This is a genomic window from Amycolatopsis sp. PSD-21, assembly GCF_055561455.1.
In genome coordinates, this window is the sequence record NZ_CM145712.1 from 4,090,292 (window position 1) to 4,105,822 (window position 15,531).

The following is a 15,531-nucleotide window of genomic DNA, read 5'->3' on the forward strand; positions in this document are numbered from 1 at the left end:
CGAAAACCCTGAGCGCAATCAGATCGGTCGTGCACGGACGGTGTTCACGATTGATTTGACGGCGATCATGAACATAACGCGCTATCTCTGCGGTTCGAGAGGGGTTCTCGTCGGTGATATGGTGCGGCACACCGTCGGAAATTCAGCAGAGGAGAACCGCCGTGGACGACGCGTTGGTCGCGGCTTTGCGCGCGGACGGCCGGATGAGCGTGGCCGACCTGGCTCACCGCATCGGGGCGTCACGGTCGGCCGTATCAGCGCGGCTGGAGCAGCTGAAGGCCGACGGCTCGCTGAACGTGGTCGCGGCTGTCCATCCCGAGTTCCTCGGCCTGACCGCGTACGCGCATCTCGCGATCCGCACCTCGGGCCGCTCGCAGGCGACGACGGACGCCATCGCGGCGCTGCCGGCCGCGGCCTTCGTCTCGGCGGTGAGCGGGGAGTACCAGACCGTCGCCGAGCTGCGCCTGCCCGATTCCCCGGAGCTGTACCGCACGGTGGCGGACATCCGCGGCCTGCCGGAGGTGGAGCAGGTCAACACGCTCGTCTACGTGGACGTGGTCAAGGGCCTGTTCATGCCCGGCCGTCCGCTGCCGCCCTGGCTGCGGCTCGACGACCGCGACCTCGCGATCATGCTGCGGTTGCAGGCCGACGGCAGGGAAAGTTACGCGAGCATCGCCGGGCACGTCGGGCTTTCACCGTCGGCCACCCGCACCCGCGTGCGCTTCCTCCTGGAACACGACGTCATCCGGATCGCGCCGGTGCTCAGCCGCGCCCGCCCGGACGCCGGTCTGGTCTGCGGGATCGGCCTCAACGTGCGGGGCGCCGGTGACTCGGTGACCGCGGCGCTCGCCGCGCGCGACGACACCGAGTTCCTGGCCAGGACCATCGGCCGGTTCGACGTCGTCGCCACCATCGCGGCGCAGTCCGCCCGCGACCTCGACCGGGCGCTCGAAGAGATCAGCGGCAGGCCCGACGTCGTGACCGCGGAGACGTGGGTCCACCTCCGCATCGCCAAGGAACGCTACGAGTGGCCGCTGCCGACCGCGGAAGAACTTGCGCGCCGCTAGTCGTTTCCCAGCAAGGATTTCCGGATCTCGGTCTTGAGCACCTTGCCGATCTTGGACCGGGGGAGATCCGGCCAGATCAGGATCTCCTTGGGGGTCTTGATACCGCCCAGCCGTTCCTTGACGGCGGCGCGGAGTTCTCGCGCCGCGACGGTCTTCCCGGCGTGGAGCTGGACGACGGCGGTGATCTGCTCGCCCCATTTCTCGTGCGGCAGACCGATGACGGCGCAGTCCCGCACCGCTTCATGGGCCATGAGCGCCTGCTCGACCTCGGCCGAATAGACGTTGAAGCCGCCGGTGATGATCATGTCCTTGGCGCGGTCGACGATGTAGAGGTAGTGGTCGTCGTCGAGATACCCGATGTCGCCGGTGTGATGCCAGCCGTGCGCGCTCGCTTCCGCCGTGGCGTCCGGATCCTTGTAGTAGCCGAGCATCACGAGAGAACCGCGGACGACGATCTCGCCGCGTTCGCCGGGTGGGAGCAGCTCGCCCGTCCCGGACATGATCGCGACCTGGGTGAGCGGGGTGGGCCTGCCCGCCGAGGTGAACCGTTCGAGGGCGAGCGAGCCGTCGGGATGGACGTGGTCGGCGGGGGCGAGCGTGGAGATCATCATGGGCGCTTCGCTCTGGCCGAACAACTGCCCGAAGACGGGACCGATCCGGGTGATCGCTTCGGCGAGCTTGGTGGCCGACATCGGCGCCGCGCCGTACCAAAGGCATTGCAGCGATGAAAGATCGGCGCCGTCCAGCGCCGGATTGTCGAGCAGGAGATAGATCAGCGTCGGCGGCAGGAAGGTGTGTGTGATCCGGCGGCTTTCGACCAGCGCGAGGAATTCGCCGAGGTCCGGCGACGGCATCACGACGATCTCGCCGCCGAGCGTCAGGACCGGGAAACAGAGCACGCCGGCCGCGTGCGTCAGCGGGGCGAGCGCCAGGTAACGCGGCCGCCCGGTGAACGGATAGCTCATCAGAGTGAGCGCCGACATCGTCTCGACGTTGGTGCCGCTGAGCATCACCGCCTTGGGCCGTCCGGTGGTGCCGCCGGTGCCGACGAGCAGGACCAGGTCGTCCGGTGGGCTCTCCTCCCAAGGCTCGGCGTCGTCGAGCCAATCGGAAAACGTTACCGCGCCGGGCATCGAACCGTCGAGACAGACCACTGTAGACAGTTTCGGTAAATCGGGGAGCATCCGGGAGACGAGCGGTGCGAAGGACTCCTGCACCAGAAGGCAGGTGCAGTCGAACAGGTCGAGCAGCTCCCTGTTCTCGGCGGCCTCGTTGCGTGGGTTGACCGGGCACCACACTGCGCCTGCCCGGCTGATGCCGAAGACGCAGGCGAACGACAGGGGATCGTTCCCGGAGAGGATCGCCACCTTGTCGCCGGGCTTGACCCCGGAGCGGGCCAGTGCCCGCCCCACCCGCCAGGACAGTTCCCGCACGTCGGCGTAGCTGAGGGACGTGTCGCCCATCGTGAGGCAGGGCGCCGCCGGATCGAGTGAAGCGCCCTTGTCGAGGTAGTCGGTCAGTCGCACGCGCTCGTCCTCCCGGGTCAGTCGTGGACGGTCAAGACCGGCTTCGAAACCAGCCCGAAGCTTCGTAGCACGCCGAGCAGTTCGCGGTGACCGAAAGCCTGGCACCCGGACGCGAACCCGACCCGCTTGGGCGGCTGTTGCAGCAGCGAGTAAGCGCCGTAAGCCTGCATCAGCCCGGTCTGCTTGTAATTGCACGTGCCGTGGATGACGCAGTGCGCGCGGCCCAGCGGTCCCGAGGCGTGCACCGAATCGAGCGACGTGTTGAGCCGCTGGTTCTCCCGCGGCGGCATCTCGTCGCGCACCGCCGCGGCCTGCTCGGCCAGCACGCGCATCTTTTCCTCCAGTGGCAGGTCTTTCACCTGTTCCAGCACGGCAGCGACGATCTGCGGCACACCCTGCATGAGCGCGCGGTCGAAGACGCCGCCGACGGCCTTGACGTTGGCCACGCGGGCGTCGTTCTTGAACCAGACCGGATGCGACGTACCGCCCCAAGGCAGGGCCAGCCCGGTTTCGTGGTGGCCGGGCACGGTGACGTCCTGCAGGCCGCCGTCCGCGGGCCAGGGCAGGTACTCGTTCTGTTCGAGGTAGTACGCGGCCGAGAGCGCGGCGTTGACGAGGATGGTCTTCGTGGAAGCGACCGTGGGATAACCCTTCCAGAACACCAGGATGTCCAAAGTGTCCAGTCCCGGGGTCTCCAGGCAGAGGTTCGCCGCGATCTCGCCGGTGGTGTACATCTGCGCGATACCGGGGGAGAGCAGGAGGCCCTGCTCCGCCATCTGCTCGCCGTACCGGTCTTCGGCGGAGATCAGCCAGTCCTGTTCGCCGGTGGTGTCGAGGTAATGCGTTCCGGTGCGCAGGCACGCTTCGACGACCTCGTGGCCGTACTCGCTGAACGGGCCGACGGTGTTGCAGACGACCTTGGCGTCGCGGAACAGTTCGGTGAGCGCTTCGACGTCGTGCGAGACCTCGACGACCTCGTGGTCGATGGTGTCGAGGCCGGGGACGTGGTCGATCGCTTCCTGGATGCGGGCCTTGTCCCGGCCGGCGGCGATGAACGGGACGTTGTACTCGCGCAGGTACTCGCAGATCAGCCGTCCGGTGTAGCCGGAGGCGCCGTAGACCACGACGGGTTTGGGGCTGCTCATGGTGATTCCTTTCGGGTCGGTGCTGGTCACATGCCCATTCCGCCGTCGACCGGGAGCCCGGCGCCGGTGATGAAGCGGGCGGCGTCGGAAGCGAGGAACACGACGGCGTCGGCCATGTCCGCGACCTCGCCGAGCCGCCCGGCCGGGGTCTGCCCGATGACGGCGCCGATGGCCTCTTCGACGCTGGGGAACAGGCCGACCTCGACGACGTCCTGCGCGAGCTGGTTGCCCATCTGGGTGGGGACGAGGCCGGGGTAGACGCAGTTGACGCGGACGCCGTAGCCGAGTTTCCCGGCCTCCATCGCGGCGACCCTGGTCAGCCGGTCGACCGCCGATTTCGTCGCCGAATAGCCCGCGATCCCGGGGAAGGCGATGGTCGCGGCGACCGAGGCGATGTTCACGACGGCGCCACCGGTGCCCGCGGGGCCACCGGGACGCATCGCGCGGAAGGCGTGCTTCACGCCGAGCGCGGTGCCGAGCACGTTGACGTCGAGCATCTTGCGCACGTCGGCGGGGTCCAGTTCGGCGACGAGGCCGGTGATCTCGACGCCGGCGTTGTTCACCACGATGTCCAGCCCGCCGAGTTCGCCGATGACCGCGGCGACCGCCTGCTCCCAGCTCTGTTCGTCGGTGACGTCGAGCCGGACGAAGCCCGCGTTGGCGCCCTTCTGCTTGATCTGATCGGCGGTGGCGCGCCCGAGGTCCTCCTGGACGTCGCCGATGACCACCGAGGCGCCCGCCAGGGCCAGCGCTTCGGCCATTCCGGCTCCCAGGCCCTGCGCTCCACCCGTGACCAGGGCTTTCCGGCCCGAAAGGTCGTACGAACCCATGGACTTCTCCTCCTTGAGACGGTCCGCGGTTGCGGCGTGCGTCACATCCTGAGCCAGTTTTGGACAGTCGTCAAGATTTCCTTGGACAGTCGTCAAGAATTCGGCGACGCTAGACTGTGGGACCCGCGGCAGGCGCGGGCTCCCGGACCGGACAGGAACTCGTGGTGACCGAGACGAGCGAGCGGATCGCACGCCGGAGCGTCGACAAGTTCGCCCAGCGGCGGGCGGAACTGGCGGAGTCCGCGCTGCAGGCGTTGTCCGAGCTGGGGTACGCGAGGACGAGCCTGCGGGAGATCGCGCAGAAGTCGAACTTCTCGCACGGCGTGCTGCACTACTACTTCACCGACAAGGTGGAGCTGCTGACCTACGCGGTCCGGAAGTTCGAAGAAGTGTGCGTGACCCGCTACGACGAGGCCGTGGCCATGGCGAAGTCGGCCGAGGAGCTCGAGCGGGGCTTCGGTGTCGCGATGGCGGACACGCTGCGGGCGGACGCCGAAATGCACCGGCTGTGGTACGACCTGCGGAATCAGAGTCTTTTCGAGGCCGCGTTCCGCGCCGACGTGCTGGAGATCGACACCCAGCGGCAGGCGATGATCTGGCGCGTCGTTGAGCGCTATGCCGAACTCGCCGACGCGGCGCCTGTCGTGACAAGGCAGGTGGCTTACGCCGCCTTCGACGGCCTGTTCCAGCAGGCGCTGCTCCACCATCTCGCCGGCGAGGAGAACGGACTCGCCGAGGACGCCGGGTCGTTGCTAAGGCGGCTGGTCTCGTAATCCGTTCGATGGGCTCCTGGGTGTGGAGCCCATCGAACGGATTCGCCTAATCGGTGCCGTCGATCGCCGCGCCGTCGTAAAGCAGCGCTCCGGTGCCGTCGTAGACCCGGACCTTGAGCTTGGTCATTTCCGTTCGCGAGTCCGCCATCAGGCGCTCGAACTCCGCGCGCCCTTCGTCGGAGCCGGGTTCGTGGCTTTCCAGCCTCCCCTTCGCGTCGCGGAGGCTGACCATGTCCACGGCTATTTCCGCCGCGAAGGTGCCGTCGACGATGTCGGCTTCGGCCACCGTGCCGTCGTTGCCGACCAGTTCCAATCGGGCCGCTTCACGGGTGAGCGCGCCCAGCAGCCAGGCGGGGCGGCCGTTGTAGGCGGGCATCCAGTGCCATACCGAATACGGGCGACCGGCGAAATCCCGGGCCTGGCCCTCGGATTGCAGGTTCAGCCACCTGCCCCTGCCGTTCTCGAGAACGCAGATGCCGGCGGATCCGTCGTCGTTGTAGGCGATGAGCGCCCCTTGTTCGGCGGTGGCCCCGATCCTGGCGCCGGGATGCCATCCCCGAGGGGGTGGTAGGACGTCTGTCGAGCCGCGTGCCGTCTTCTCTGTGATGGTGGCGGCCAGTGCTGATTCGAGCTGTGCTGCCGGTGAGGTCACTGCGTGCTGTTCTCCTTCTTGGCGGGTCATGTCCTGGTTCACTGTCGCTTCGGTTCTTGCCCGGCGCATCGGGGAGATTCCCTGAGTTCCGGTGATCGACATCGCTTCAGAGTAAGCGCTTACTCGACTGCTTGGATAGTGGTTTGTGATCGTCCGGCCATGGGCCACGACTAGTTGTCACTCTTCAGTGGGAAATCGGCCCTTTTCATTGTTGCTTAAAATTACGAACATCTGTTCGATTTTTTCGGGTATTATGGAGGTGTGTCCGAGACCTTCCTTCCCGAGTTGCCGCAGGAACTGTGGCGTGCCGGCAAGCTGGAGCTTGCCCACGGTGTGCAGCAGTCATTGCAGGTGATTCGGATGGCCACCGCGGGTTTGGGGCGGTTTCTGGCGGAGGTCGAGTCTCGGGGCGCGAAAGACTTGTTCGGGCATGGGACTACGGCGAGTTGGTTCGCGGAGATGGCGGGGTTGTCGCGGGCTGAGGCGGGTGCGGTGGTGAAGCGGGCGGTCGCTTTGAATCCCACCCGGGCTTTGGATGGCACGGAGGTTCGTCCGGTCGCGCCTGCGACCGCCGCAGTCGCCGCCGAGGGATTGGTCGGAGACGAACGGATCGACCAGATTCTGGAGATCTTGAAGAGACTCCCTGCCGACACCTCCGCCGAAGATAAGGCGGTCGCGGAGAAAATCCTCGCCGACCTCGCCCCGAATGCCGGTCCCCACCAGTTGGTGAACGCTGAAGCGAACCTGCTGGGCTGGCTGGACCCCGACGGCAACGAACCCAAGGAGCCTGAGCCCAAGGAACCGCGTCGGGAGATCACGCTGGAGCGGCGCAGGGACGGGTTCTGGAAGTTGACCGGGCTGCTTGATGACGAGACCGGTGCCCGGACGGCGGCCGCTCTGGAGGCGTATGCCCAGCCGCGGCCAGTGGACGAGTTCGGTCAGGCGGATCTGCGGATGAAGTGCGAACGCCTGGGAGACGCCTGGGCGGAACTCCTCGATCTCGCGATCGCCTGCCCGGACCAGCCCGGAACCAGCGGCTACCGCACCCTCGTGCACGTCACCATCGGACTCGACGAACTCAAATCCGGCCTCGGCACCGCCTGCCTCGACTTCGTCGGAACGATGACCGCCCGCGAAGCCCGACTCGCCGCCTGCGACTGCCTCATGCTCCCGGTCGTGATGAGCACCGCCGGAGAACCCCTGGACGTGGGACGACTCAGACGCTTCGTCACCCCAGGCCAGAGACGGGCACTCAACATCCGCGACGGTGGCTGCGCCTTCCCCGGATGCCATCGGAAACCCAAGAACTGTCACGCCCACCATATTGAGCACTGGGCAGACGGCGGACCGACAGATCTCCGGAATCTCGTGCTGCTGTGCGGGTTCCACCACCGCCTGATCCACCACGGCGACTGGGAAGTCCGGATGGCGGCCGATGGGTTACCGGAGTTCATCCCGCCCCAATACCGGGATCCGCTCCGACAACCCCGCCGCAACACCTTGCATCACCGCTGAACCCGAGGAGCCTGTCGGCCACACCGGCGACGGGCCCTTCGGCATGCCTTCAGCCGGCAGCGCCGACTCTTGCCGTGCCAAACTGCGCAATCCTCGACCGGCCAACGTCAATTCCGAGCATGGGAAACCTCGTGACCCGCCCGTAGTTTCGGCGCTGTGCCCGATATCGAACCCTTCACCATCCGCGTTCCCGATCGCGAGCTGGCCGATCTCCACGCTCGCCTGGCCCAGGTACGCCTTCCCGAAGCGGAGACGGTTCCCGACGCCACCCAGGGGATCGAGCTGGCCCGGCTGACGGCGCTGCTGCGGGAATGGCGAGGACACGACTGGCGGGCGAGGGAGATCCGGTGGAACACCATTCCCCACTTCCGGACCCGGGTCGACGGGCTGGACATCGGGTTCTGGCACGTCCGCTCGCCCGAGCGCACGGCGCTCCCGCTGATCCTGACCCACGGCTGGCCGGGTTCGATCCTCGAATTCGAGAAGGTGATCAGGCCGCTCAGCGATCCGGTGGCCCACGGCGGTTCCGCGAGCGACGCCTTCGACGTGGTCGTGCCTTCGTTGCCTGGCTTCGGTTTCAGCGAGCGGCCCAGCGAGCGCGGCTGGCATCCGGGCCGGACCGCCAAGGCGTGGGCCGGCCTGATGACCGCGCTCGGCTATCGGCGGTTCGGGGCCCACGGCGGGGATTGGGGCGCCGTCGTCAGCACGGAACTGGCGTGCCAGGTTCCCGAGCGGGTCGTGGGCCTGCACCTGACGATGCCTTCCGCGTCGCCGCTCCCGGAGGACCTGGCGGCGCCGAGCGAGCCCGAACGCCGCATGCTGAACCGGCGTGATCTGCACCTGTCCGACGGATACGGCTTCGGAATGCTCATGGGCACGCGCCCGCAGACGCTCGGCTACTCCCTGCTCGATTCACCGTCGGGGCTCGCCGCCTGGCTCGGTGAGAAGTTCGCCGCCTACGCCGACGACCGGCCGGAGTGCGGCGGCGGGGTGAGTTTGGCGGAGCAGGTCGACAACATCGCGCTGTACTGGCTCACCGGCACCGGCGCTTCGAGTGCTCGCTGGTACTGGGAGGCGATGCGGTGGGTGCCACGCAGCGCGGAGGAGGAGAACGCGCGGCCGGTGACCGTGCCCACCGCGGTCTCGATCTTCCCCGCCGACCCGTGGCCGACCGCGCGACGCTGGGCGGAGCGCCGCTACCGGAACTTGCACCGGTGGACCGAACTCGATCGCGGCGGGCACTTCCCGGGACTGGAGCAGCCGGAGCTGCTGGTTTCCGAGATCAGGGAAGCATTTCGGGATCCGCCGGTAAACGGTTAAAAACCCCCGACGTTCGGGGGGATACACCGGGAGCGGGTGCTCTTAACGTCGGAGGCCGACCGAAACCCGGTGAGGAGCACCTCCATGAAACTCGTGCGCATGATGGGGTTGGCCGTCCTGACGGCCTCCGCGTTGGTGTTTTCGATGACGGCGGCGTCCGCGCACGATCCCGAGACGGCGGAGGGACAGGCGGCGGCCCGGACCTTCCTCGCCGACCATGTTCCGGCGGAACGGCACGCCGTCACCGGCACGGCGGCGGGTGTGCCGTGCGTCAACGGCATGGCCGACAAGTACCCGTGCAAGAACGTCGACCTGCTCAGCGTGCTTCCGTTGTCCGGCCTCGGCGGCGGGAACGGCAACGACATCTGGGGCTGGACCGACCCGTCGTCCGGCAAGGAATACGCGATCGTCGGACGGACCAACGGCACCGCGTTCGTCGACCTGAGCGTCCCGACCTCGCCCAGGTTCCTCGGCAACCTGCCCTCCAACGGCGGCAGCAGCTCGTGGCGGGACATGAAGGTGTACAAGAACCACGCGTTCATCGTGGCCGACTTCATCACCGGGCACGGGATGCAGGTGTTCGACCTGACCAGGCTGCGCACCGTCACCACGCCACAGACCTTCACCGCCGACGCGCTGTACCGGGAATTCGGTCCCGCGCACAACATCGCCATCAACGAGGAGACCGGATTCGCCTACGCGATCGGCTCCAACACGTGCAGCGGCGGACCGCATATCGTCAACATCCAGAACCCGAAGGCGCCGGCCAAGGCGGGCTGCGTGTCCCAGGACGGCTACACCCACGACACGCAGTGCGTCGTCTACCGCGGGCCGGACACGGCGTACAGCGGCCGGGAGATCTGCTTCAACGCCAACGAGGACACGCTCACCATCGTCGACGTCACCGACAAGGCCAGGCCGGTCCAGATCTCGCGCAAGGGCTACTCGGGCGCGCAGTACTCGCACCAGGGCTGGCTGACCGGCGACCAGCGCTACTTCCTGCTCGACGACGAACTGGACGAGTCGCGCGGCACCGACAAGCGCACCAAGACCTACATCTGGGACCTGGCGAAGCTGTCCGCCCCCGTGCACACCGGCGTCTACAGTTCGCCCGCCACCGCGATCGACCACAACCAGTACATCAAGGGCCAGTACTCCTACCAGGCGAACTATCAGGCCGGTCTGCGCATCCTGGACGTCGGCGGCGTCGCTTCGGCGCGGTTGTCCGAGGTCGGCTACTTCGACATCTACCCGGCGGGCAACGCGGCGAACTTCAACGGCGCGTGGAGCAACTACCCGTACTTCTCCAGCGGCATCGTCATCGTCAACGGCATCGAACAGGGCCTGGTCGTGGTGAAGCCGAACCTCGGCGGCAAGTGACCGGCGGGCAGGCGTGCGCAAGCCCCGGTTCACGGATTGGTTGTTCCTCGCGCTGGCACTGGTGATCGGCGCGGCCGCGGTGTTCGTCGCGCTCCGGCCGGCTCCCGGCTCCGCGCACTCGGCTCACCGACAGCCCGTCGTGACGGCGGATCTGCTTCCCGCCGCGCACAGCGACGGGCTGTCCGAGGCGGAAAGCGGGTACCGGTTCGAGCGGGTGACCACGCCGGCCGTCCGGGGGCCGGAGGTGCCGGTCGCGTTCCGGATCCTCGGGCCCGACGGGCGTCCGGTCACCCGCTTCCTGGACAACCAGACCAAACAGCTGCACTTCTTCGCCGTACGCGACGACATGAACGTCTTCCAGCACGTGCATCCGACACTGGACGGCGACACCTGGCACACGAGCCTCGCACTGACCGACGGCGGCGCCTACCGGATGTTCGCCGAGTTCGTGCCGCTCGACACCAAGGATCCGAAGCATCCGGTGGTGCTCGGTGTTCCGTTCACCGTGCCGGGTGACACCACCTTCGTGCCGGTGCCCGCTCCGGCGGCCGACACCGTGACGTCCACGGGGTACCGCGTGACGCGGGTGGACGGGGAGACCCGGATCCCGGCGATGCGGGCGCAGGTCCTCCGCTTCGCCATCCGCGGCCCCGATGGCGCGCTCGTCACCGCGGTCGACCCGCACCTGGGTGCCAACGGCCATATGACCGGATTCCACACCATGCTGTTGTCGGCCACGCATCTGCATCCGGTGCAGCCGCCCGGCGCGGCGCTCGCCGACGGCGAGCTGACCTTCCACTCGCTGTTTTCGGAACGCGGGGAGTATCGGCTGTTCCTCGAGTTCTCCCATGGCGGGCGGGTGCACACGGCGGCCATCACGGTCGCGGTGGGCTGACGTCGTTCGACGACGTTCTGTGCGCAAGGAACACCCGATGCCGGTCCGGCTTACGACTCCTCGGTCAGCGCGGCCGCGGTCAGGGTCAGATGCCGGGTCAGCGCCTCGGCCGCCGCGTCGGCGTCGCGGGCCAGCGCCGTTTCCTCCAGCAGGCGGTGTTCGGCGAGATGATCGCGGCCGGGGGAGCGGTGCGCCGCCCAACGGCGAGCCAGTTCGCTCGCGGTCCACATCCGGTCGAAGGTCTCCAGCAGGACCGGGTTTCCGCACCCCTCCAGCAAGGTCCGGTGGAAGACGCGATGGGCTTCCGACCAGGCGCCGCTGATGTATTCGCCTTCTTCGGGCACGAACGGCGGCGTGCGGCTCAGCCGGTGGTGCGCGGCGCGAACCCGGGCCTCCCAGTCGAGGTCGCCGCGCTCGATGGAGAGGCGCAGCACGAGCGGTTCGATGGTCCGGCGGGCCTCCGTGATCTCCTGCCAGCGGCGGTCGGAGAAGGCCGGGACGGCGAAACCGCGGTTGGGGAGCCGGTCGGCGAGGCCGTCACCGACCACGCGAACGAGAGCCTCGCGGACGACCGCCAGGCTCACACCGTGCTCCTTGGCCAGGTCCTGCGGTTTGAGCGGGGCGCCGGGGGCGTGGTCGCCGCGCATGATCGCGTCCCGCAGGCGCGTGTACACCTGCTCGGAGAGCATCTGCTTGTCCGGTGAAGCCATCCATGGAGCATAGACGAACCACAAGATAATCGATTATCTGTGTTATGGTCGATTCATGACCAACGATCCCTTCGCCCGGCTGCCCGAGGTGGCCTCCTTCGCCGTCACCAGTACTTCCGTTGCCGACGGCGCCGCCTGGGCGCCTGAACAATGGGCCGGAAAGGACGTCTCGCCCCAGCTGAGCTGGAGCGGCGCGCCGCGCGGCACCAAGAGCTACGCCGTCACCGTCTACGATCCCGACGCCCCGACCGGTTCCGGTTTCTGGCATTGGGCGGTCGCCGACATCCCCGCCGCCGTCACGGAATTGCCCGAAGGTGCCGGCGACGACACCGGCTCCGGGCTTCCCGAAGGTGCTTTCCAGGTGCCGAACGACGCCCGTCTGGCCCGTTTCCTCGGTGCCGCGCCGCCTGCCGGGCACGGCGTGCACCGCTACTTCGTCGTGGTGCACGCCCTCGACGTCGAGTCGCTCGGCGTCCCGGCCGACTGCACGCCCGCGTTCCTCGGCTTCACCATCGCCCAGCACGTACTCGGTCGCGCGGTCCTGGTCGCCACGGCGGAAACCCCCGGTCCCGAACGGATCGAGGTCTCCCGCCTCATCCCGGCTCCCGCCGAGGACGTCTTCGCGGTCTTGAGCGACCCGAAGGGCCACGTCGACATCGACGCGTCGGGAATGCTCCTCGACGCGGAAGGGGATCCGGTCGAGCGCGCGGGCGACCGGTTCGTGGTGCACATGGACCGGGAGGCGCTCGGTGACGTGCCCTTGGGCAAGTACGACGTCGAGGTCGTCATCACCACCCTCGTCCCGGACGAGGAGATCGCCTGGACCGTCGAGGGCCGGGTCCGCCCGCATGCCCGGCACATCTACGGCTACCGGCTGGAGCCCGCCGAGGGCGGCACGCTCGTGACTTCCTATTACGACTGGTCGGAGGTCGGCGAGGAGTGGAAGGAGCGCATCACCTTCCCCGTGGTCCCCGAGTCCGCGCTCAAGGCCACGCTCGGGATTCTCGAGCGGACCGTGCGGCGTCGCGCCGTTTCGCCCACGCGCGGGCACTGAACACGGCAGAATGCCTCCGTGCGGAACATCCTCGTAGCGGTCACCCTCGTCCTGCTCGGTGTCACCGGATGCCAGGGCGGGGTTTCCGGCCAAGCCGAGCCCGAAGGCGACAGTTTCGCGATCAAGGACGGGTCGCGGCTGCGGTTCCGCCCGGTCGTGACGGAGTTCCCGCCTGGTCCGGCGACCGGCGCGGCGACCGACCGGCAGAGCACCGATCCCGCGCAGCAGCAGGCCGCCGCGGCGGCACTGGACTGCTCGGCGGGACCCGACCCGCTGGACGGCCGTGACGATCCGGCGCTTCCGCTGGTCAGCTGTGACCGGGTGCAGGGCACCAAGTACCTGCTGGGGCCGGCCTTCCTCACCGGGGCCGACCTCAGCCGCGCGAACGCCCGGCTCGATTCGCAGTCGGGTGGTCCGCTCGTCGGGCTCAGCTTCACCGACGCGGGCGCGCGGACATGGGCCGATTGGACCGCGGGCAACGTCGGCAAGCAGGTCGCGATGGTGCTGAAGAGCCGGGTGCTGACCGCGCCGATGATCCAGTCCGCCATCACCGGCGGGGAAACCCAGATCACCGGAAAGTTCACCATGGACGACGCCCGTCAGCTGGCGCGGGACATCGCCGGCGCCTGACCCGCCCACCCCGGAATACGATCACCGGACCCGACGTTTGAGCGTTCAACTACTTGAGGAGTTGGACATGGGTTACGAGATCCTGGGCACCCCGCAGCGGCCGACCTTCGGCCTGGACACGTTCGGCGACGTCGAGAACGGCGCGGACGGCCAGCCGGTGAGCCAGGCCGAGGCCATCCGCCAGGTCGTGGCCGAGGGCGTCCTCGCCGACCAGGTGGGCGTGGACTACTTCGGCGTCGGCGAGCACCACCGCGCCGAGATGGCGGTGTCCTCGCCGGACGTCGTGCTGGCCGCGATCGCGGGCCGGACCGACCGGATCCGGCTGGGCACGGCGGTCACGGTGCTCAGCTCGGACGACCCGGTGCGCGTGTACGAGCGGTTCGCCACACTGGACGCCGTTTCCCGGGGGCGCGCCGAGGTCACGCTCGGCCGGGGCTCGTTCACCGAGTCGTTCCCGCTTTTCGGCTACTCGCTTGAGGATTACGAAGCGCTCTTCGCCGAGAAGCTCGACCTGTTCACGCATCTGCAAGGGGAGAAGCCGGTCGACTGGTCCGGGACCGTCCGCCCGGCGCTGGAGGGCGCGCAGGCGTTCCCGGTCACCGAATCGGGCAGTCTGCCCGCGTGGGTCGGTGTCGGCGGCACCCCGCAGTCGGTCGTCCGCGCCGCCGCGTACGGCCTGCCGCTGGTGATGGCCGTGATCGGCGGGTCTCCGGAGCGGTTCGCCCCGCTCGCGGACCTGTACCGGCGCGCGGTCAAGGAGGCGGGCCACCAGGAGCTGCCGATCTCGATGCACAGCCCCGGCCACGTCGCCGAGACCGACGAACTCGCCGTCGCCCAGCACTTCTCGCATCACCAGGCCGCGTTCGCCAAGATCGGTGCCGAACGAGGCTGGGGCCCGATGTCCAGGGCCGACTACGACGCCATGGCCGGACCGCGGGGTGCGCTGTTCGTCGGCTCCCCGGAAACCGTCGCGCGGAAGATCGCGTGGGCCGTGCGAGCACTCGGCCTGTCGCGGTTCCAGCTCAAATACAGCGTCGGCGCGCTTCCGCACGAGCAGCGCCTGAACTCGATCCGGCTTTACGGCGAGCAGGTCGTCCCGCGCGTGAAGGAGCTGCTCGGCTAGCCTCGAAGCCGTGGTGTTCGATTCCGAGCGATTCGACCTTCAGCCGTACACCGGTTTCGACATGTCCCGTTATGTCCGGCGGACGTATTGCAGCTGGGAGGACTCCGGCTGGGAGTCGTTGCTCGTCCAGCGATTCGACCACGTTCCCGTCGCCGAGGACATGCGGCTGCCCGGCGTCGCGGATCTGCATCTGGTCCTGCCGCTTTCGGGGCGGGCGGTGATGGAGACCCGCGGCGCGGGCCGGTGGGACCGCCACCCCTGGGGGAGGCTCGAACTCGCGGTTCCCGGCATGCCGCTGCAGCGCCGTTACCGTGGTGACGAAGCGATGCGAAGCCTGCAGGTGCACATCCCGGGCACCACGGTGGAGTCGGTGGCCGCGCGGCTTGGTGGCCGCGCGGTGGATCACGAGGCGATGGCCGCGTCCGTCGCCGGGGGAGACCCGCTGCTCGACGAGCTGGTCCGTGCGGTCGGGAACGCGAAGGAGGAGGACGACCTCTACGCCGAATCCGCGGCCGCCTTCCTCGCCGTGCACCTGCTCACCCGCCACGCGCGGAAGCCGGAGCCGCCGGACGGGGGACGCGAAGATCACCGGGTCCGCGCCGCGGTGGCGATGATGCGTGAGCGGCTGGCCGAACCGCTCACCGTCGCCGAAATCGCCGGGGAAGTGCATTTGAGCGTCTACCACTTCATCCGGGTCTTCAAGGAGAAGACCGGCCAGACCCCGCACCGTTTTCTCGGCGGGCTGCGGATCGAGGAAGCACGAAGGCTGCTGCGCGACACCGACCTCCCGATCGCCCGTATCGCGGGAAGATGCGGGTTCGCCACCCCGGGCGCCTTGTCGGCCGCTTTCCTGAAACACACCGGATCGCGTCCGTCGGAGTACCGCAATTCCTGATCGCCGCCCCGCAATC

Annotated in this window: 15 protein-coding genes; 10 read left to right on the top strand and 5 right to left on the bottom strand. The window is 68.4% G+C overall.

From position 1 onward, the window contains the following. Positions 1-161: 161 nt before the first annotated feature. Positions 162-1,067, top strand: a complete 906-nt coding sequence (locus ACZ1DY_RS19380; protein ID WP_465485243.1) for an Lrp/AsnC family transcriptional regulator — start codon at positions 162-164, stop codon at positions 1,065-1,067. On the opposite strand, the gene ACZ1DY_RS19385 is transcribed toward ACZ1DY_RS19380, so the two are convergent. Genes ACZ1DY_RS19385 through ACZ1DY_RS19395 form a run of 3 tightly spaced genes read right to left on the bottom strand, consistent with a single transcriptional unit; the run spans position 1,064 to position 4,568 of the window. Continuing rightward, entirely contained in the window at positions 1,064-2,593 is a 1,530-nt protein-coding gene (locus ACZ1DY_RS19385; protein ID WP_465485244.1) for an AMP-binding protein, read from the bottom strand. The two genes, ACZ1DY_RS19380 and ACZ1DY_RS19385, sit on opposite strands and share 4 nt — an antisense overlap. Positions 2,594-2,610: 17 nt before the next feature. Then, positions 2,611-3,738, bottom strand: a complete 1,128-nt coding sequence (locus tag ACZ1DY_RS19390) for a DUF5938 domain-containing protein (protein WP_465485245.1) — start codon at positions 3,736-3,738, stop codon at positions 2,611-2,613. Between the two features lie 26 nt (positions 3,739-3,764). Next, on the bottom strand, positions 3,765-4,568 hold the full coding sequence (locus tag ACZ1DY_RS19395) for an SDR family NAD(P)-dependent oxidoreductase (protein ID WP_257487347.1): 804 nt from the start codon (positions 4,566-4,568) through the stop codon (positions 3,765-3,767). 164 nt (positions 4,569-4,732) lie between these two features. Here ACZ1DY_RS19395 and ACZ1DY_RS19400 point away from each other — a divergent pair, with 164 nt between their 5' ends. Beyond that, positions 4,733-5,341: a TetR/AcrR family transcriptional regulator gene (locus ACZ1DY_RS19400; protein WP_465485246.1), complete on the top strand. Its 609-nt coding sequence runs from the start codon at positions 4,733-4,735 to the stop codon at positions 5,339-5,341. 46 nt (positions 5,342-5,387) lie between these two features. On the opposite strand, the gene ACZ1DY_RS19405 is transcribed toward ACZ1DY_RS19400, so the two are convergent. Continuing rightward, positions 5,388-5,993, bottom strand: a complete 606-nt coding sequence (locus ACZ1DY_RS19405; RefSeq protein ID WP_465485247.1) for a hypothetical protein — start codon at positions 5,991-5,993, stop codon at positions 5,388-5,390. Between the two features lie 261 nt (positions 5,994-6,254). Between ACZ1DY_RS19405 and ACZ1DY_RS19410 the strand changes: the two genes are divergently transcribed. The 4 genes from ACZ1DY_RS19410 to ACZ1DY_RS19425 all read left to right on the top strand — a co-directional run bounded on the left by ACZ1DY_RS19410 (position 6,255) and on the right by ACZ1DY_RS19425 (position 11,103). Then, positions 6,255-7,508, top strand: a complete 1,254-nt coding sequence (locus ACZ1DY_RS19410) for an HNH endonuclease signature motif containing protein (protein WP_465485248.1) — start codon at positions 6,255-6,257, stop codon at positions 7,506-7,508. Between the two features lie 156 nt (positions 7,509-7,664). Then, positions 7,665-8,828, top strand: a complete 1,164-nt coding sequence (locus ACZ1DY_RS19415) for an epoxide hydrolase family protein (RefSeq protein WP_465485249.1) — start codon at positions 7,665-7,667, stop codon at positions 8,826-8,828. Positions 8,829-8,912: 84 nt separating this feature from the next. After that, the gene (locus tag ACZ1DY_RS19420) at positions 8,913-10,208 is read left to right on the top strand and encodes a choice-of-anchor B family protein (protein ID WP_257487342.1); all 1,296 of its coding nucleotides are present in this window, start codon (positions 8,913-8,915) and stop codon (positions 10,206-10,208) included. Between the two features lie 13 nt (positions 10,209-10,221). Continuing rightward, positions 10,222-11,103: a hypothetical protein gene (locus ACZ1DY_RS19425; RefSeq protein ID WP_465485250.1), complete on the top strand. Its 882-nt coding sequence runs from the start codon at positions 10,222-10,224 to the stop codon at positions 11,101-11,103. A gap of 50 nt (positions 11,104-11,153) precedes the next feature. On the opposite strand, the gene ACZ1DY_RS19430 is transcribed toward ACZ1DY_RS19425, so the two are convergent. After that, on the bottom strand, positions 11,154-11,792 hold the full coding sequence (locus ACZ1DY_RS19430) for a GntR family transcriptional regulator (RefSeq protein ID WP_465485687.1): 639 nt from the start codon (positions 11,790-11,792) through the stop codon (positions 11,154-11,156). A 76-nt stretch (positions 11,793-11,868) separates the two neighbouring features. On the opposite strand from ACZ1DY_RS19430, the gene ACZ1DY_RS19435 reads away from it, so the two are divergent. From ACZ1DY_RS19435 to ACZ1DY_RS19450, 4 genes are all read left to right on the top strand, one after another. Then, entirely contained in the window at positions 11,869-12,867 is a 999-nt protein-coding gene (locus tag ACZ1DY_RS19435; protein ID WP_465485251.1) for a YbhB/YbcL family Raf kinase inhibitor-like protein, read from the top strand. Between the two features lie 18 nt (positions 12,868-12,885). Then, positions 12,886-13,497 (top strand): SecDF P1 head subdomain-containing protein, encoded by a 612-nt coding sequence (locus ACZ1DY_RS19440; protein WP_465485252.1) that lies wholly within the window; start codon positions 12,886-12,888, stop codon positions 13,495-13,497. A gap of 67 nt (positions 13,498-13,564) precedes the next feature. After that, positions 13,565-14,620 carry an LLM class flavin-dependent oxidoreductase gene (locus ACZ1DY_RS19445; RefSeq protein ID WP_465485253.1) on the top strand — a complete coding sequence of 352 codons (1,056 nt, stop codon included), beginning with the start codon at positions 13,565-13,567 and terminating at the stop codon, positions 14,618-14,620. A gap of 10 nt (positions 14,621-14,630) precedes the next feature. Continuing rightward, on the top strand, positions 14,631-15,515 hold the full coding sequence (locus ACZ1DY_RS19450; RefSeq protein WP_465485254.1) for a helix-turn-helix domain-containing protein: 885 nt from the start codon (positions 14,631-14,633) through the stop codon (positions 15,513-15,515). Positions 15,516-15,531: the final 16 nt, after the last annotated feature.

Excerpts from the sequence above, each read along its gene's own strand:
- ACZ1DY_RS19390 (WP_465485245.1), bottom strand. The coding sequence starts at position 3,738 with ATGAGCAGCCCCAAACCCGTCGTGGTCTACGGCGCCTCCGGCTACACC.
- ACZ1DY_RS19395 (WP_257487347.1), bottom strand. The coding sequence starts at position 4,568 with ATGGGTTCGTACGACCTTTCGGGCCGGAAAGCCCTGGTCACGGGTGGA.
- ACZ1DY_RS19420 (WP_257487342.1), top strand. The coding sequence starts at position 8,913 with ATGAAACTCGTGCGCATGATGGGGTTGGCCGTCCTGACGGCCTCCGCG.
- ACZ1DY_RS19430 (WP_465485687.1), bottom strand. The coding sequence starts at position 11,792 with ATGCTCTCCGAGCAGGTGTACACGCGCCTGCGGGACGCGATCATGCGC.
- ACZ1DY_RS19435 (WP_465485251.1), top strand. The coding sequence starts at position 11,869 with ATGACCAACGATCCCTTCGCCCGGCTGCCCGAGGTGGCCTCCTTCGCC.
- ACZ1DY_RS19445 (WP_465485253.1), top strand. The coding sequence starts at position 13,565 with ATGGGTTACGAGATCCTGGGCACCCCGCAGCGGCCGACCTTCGGCCTG.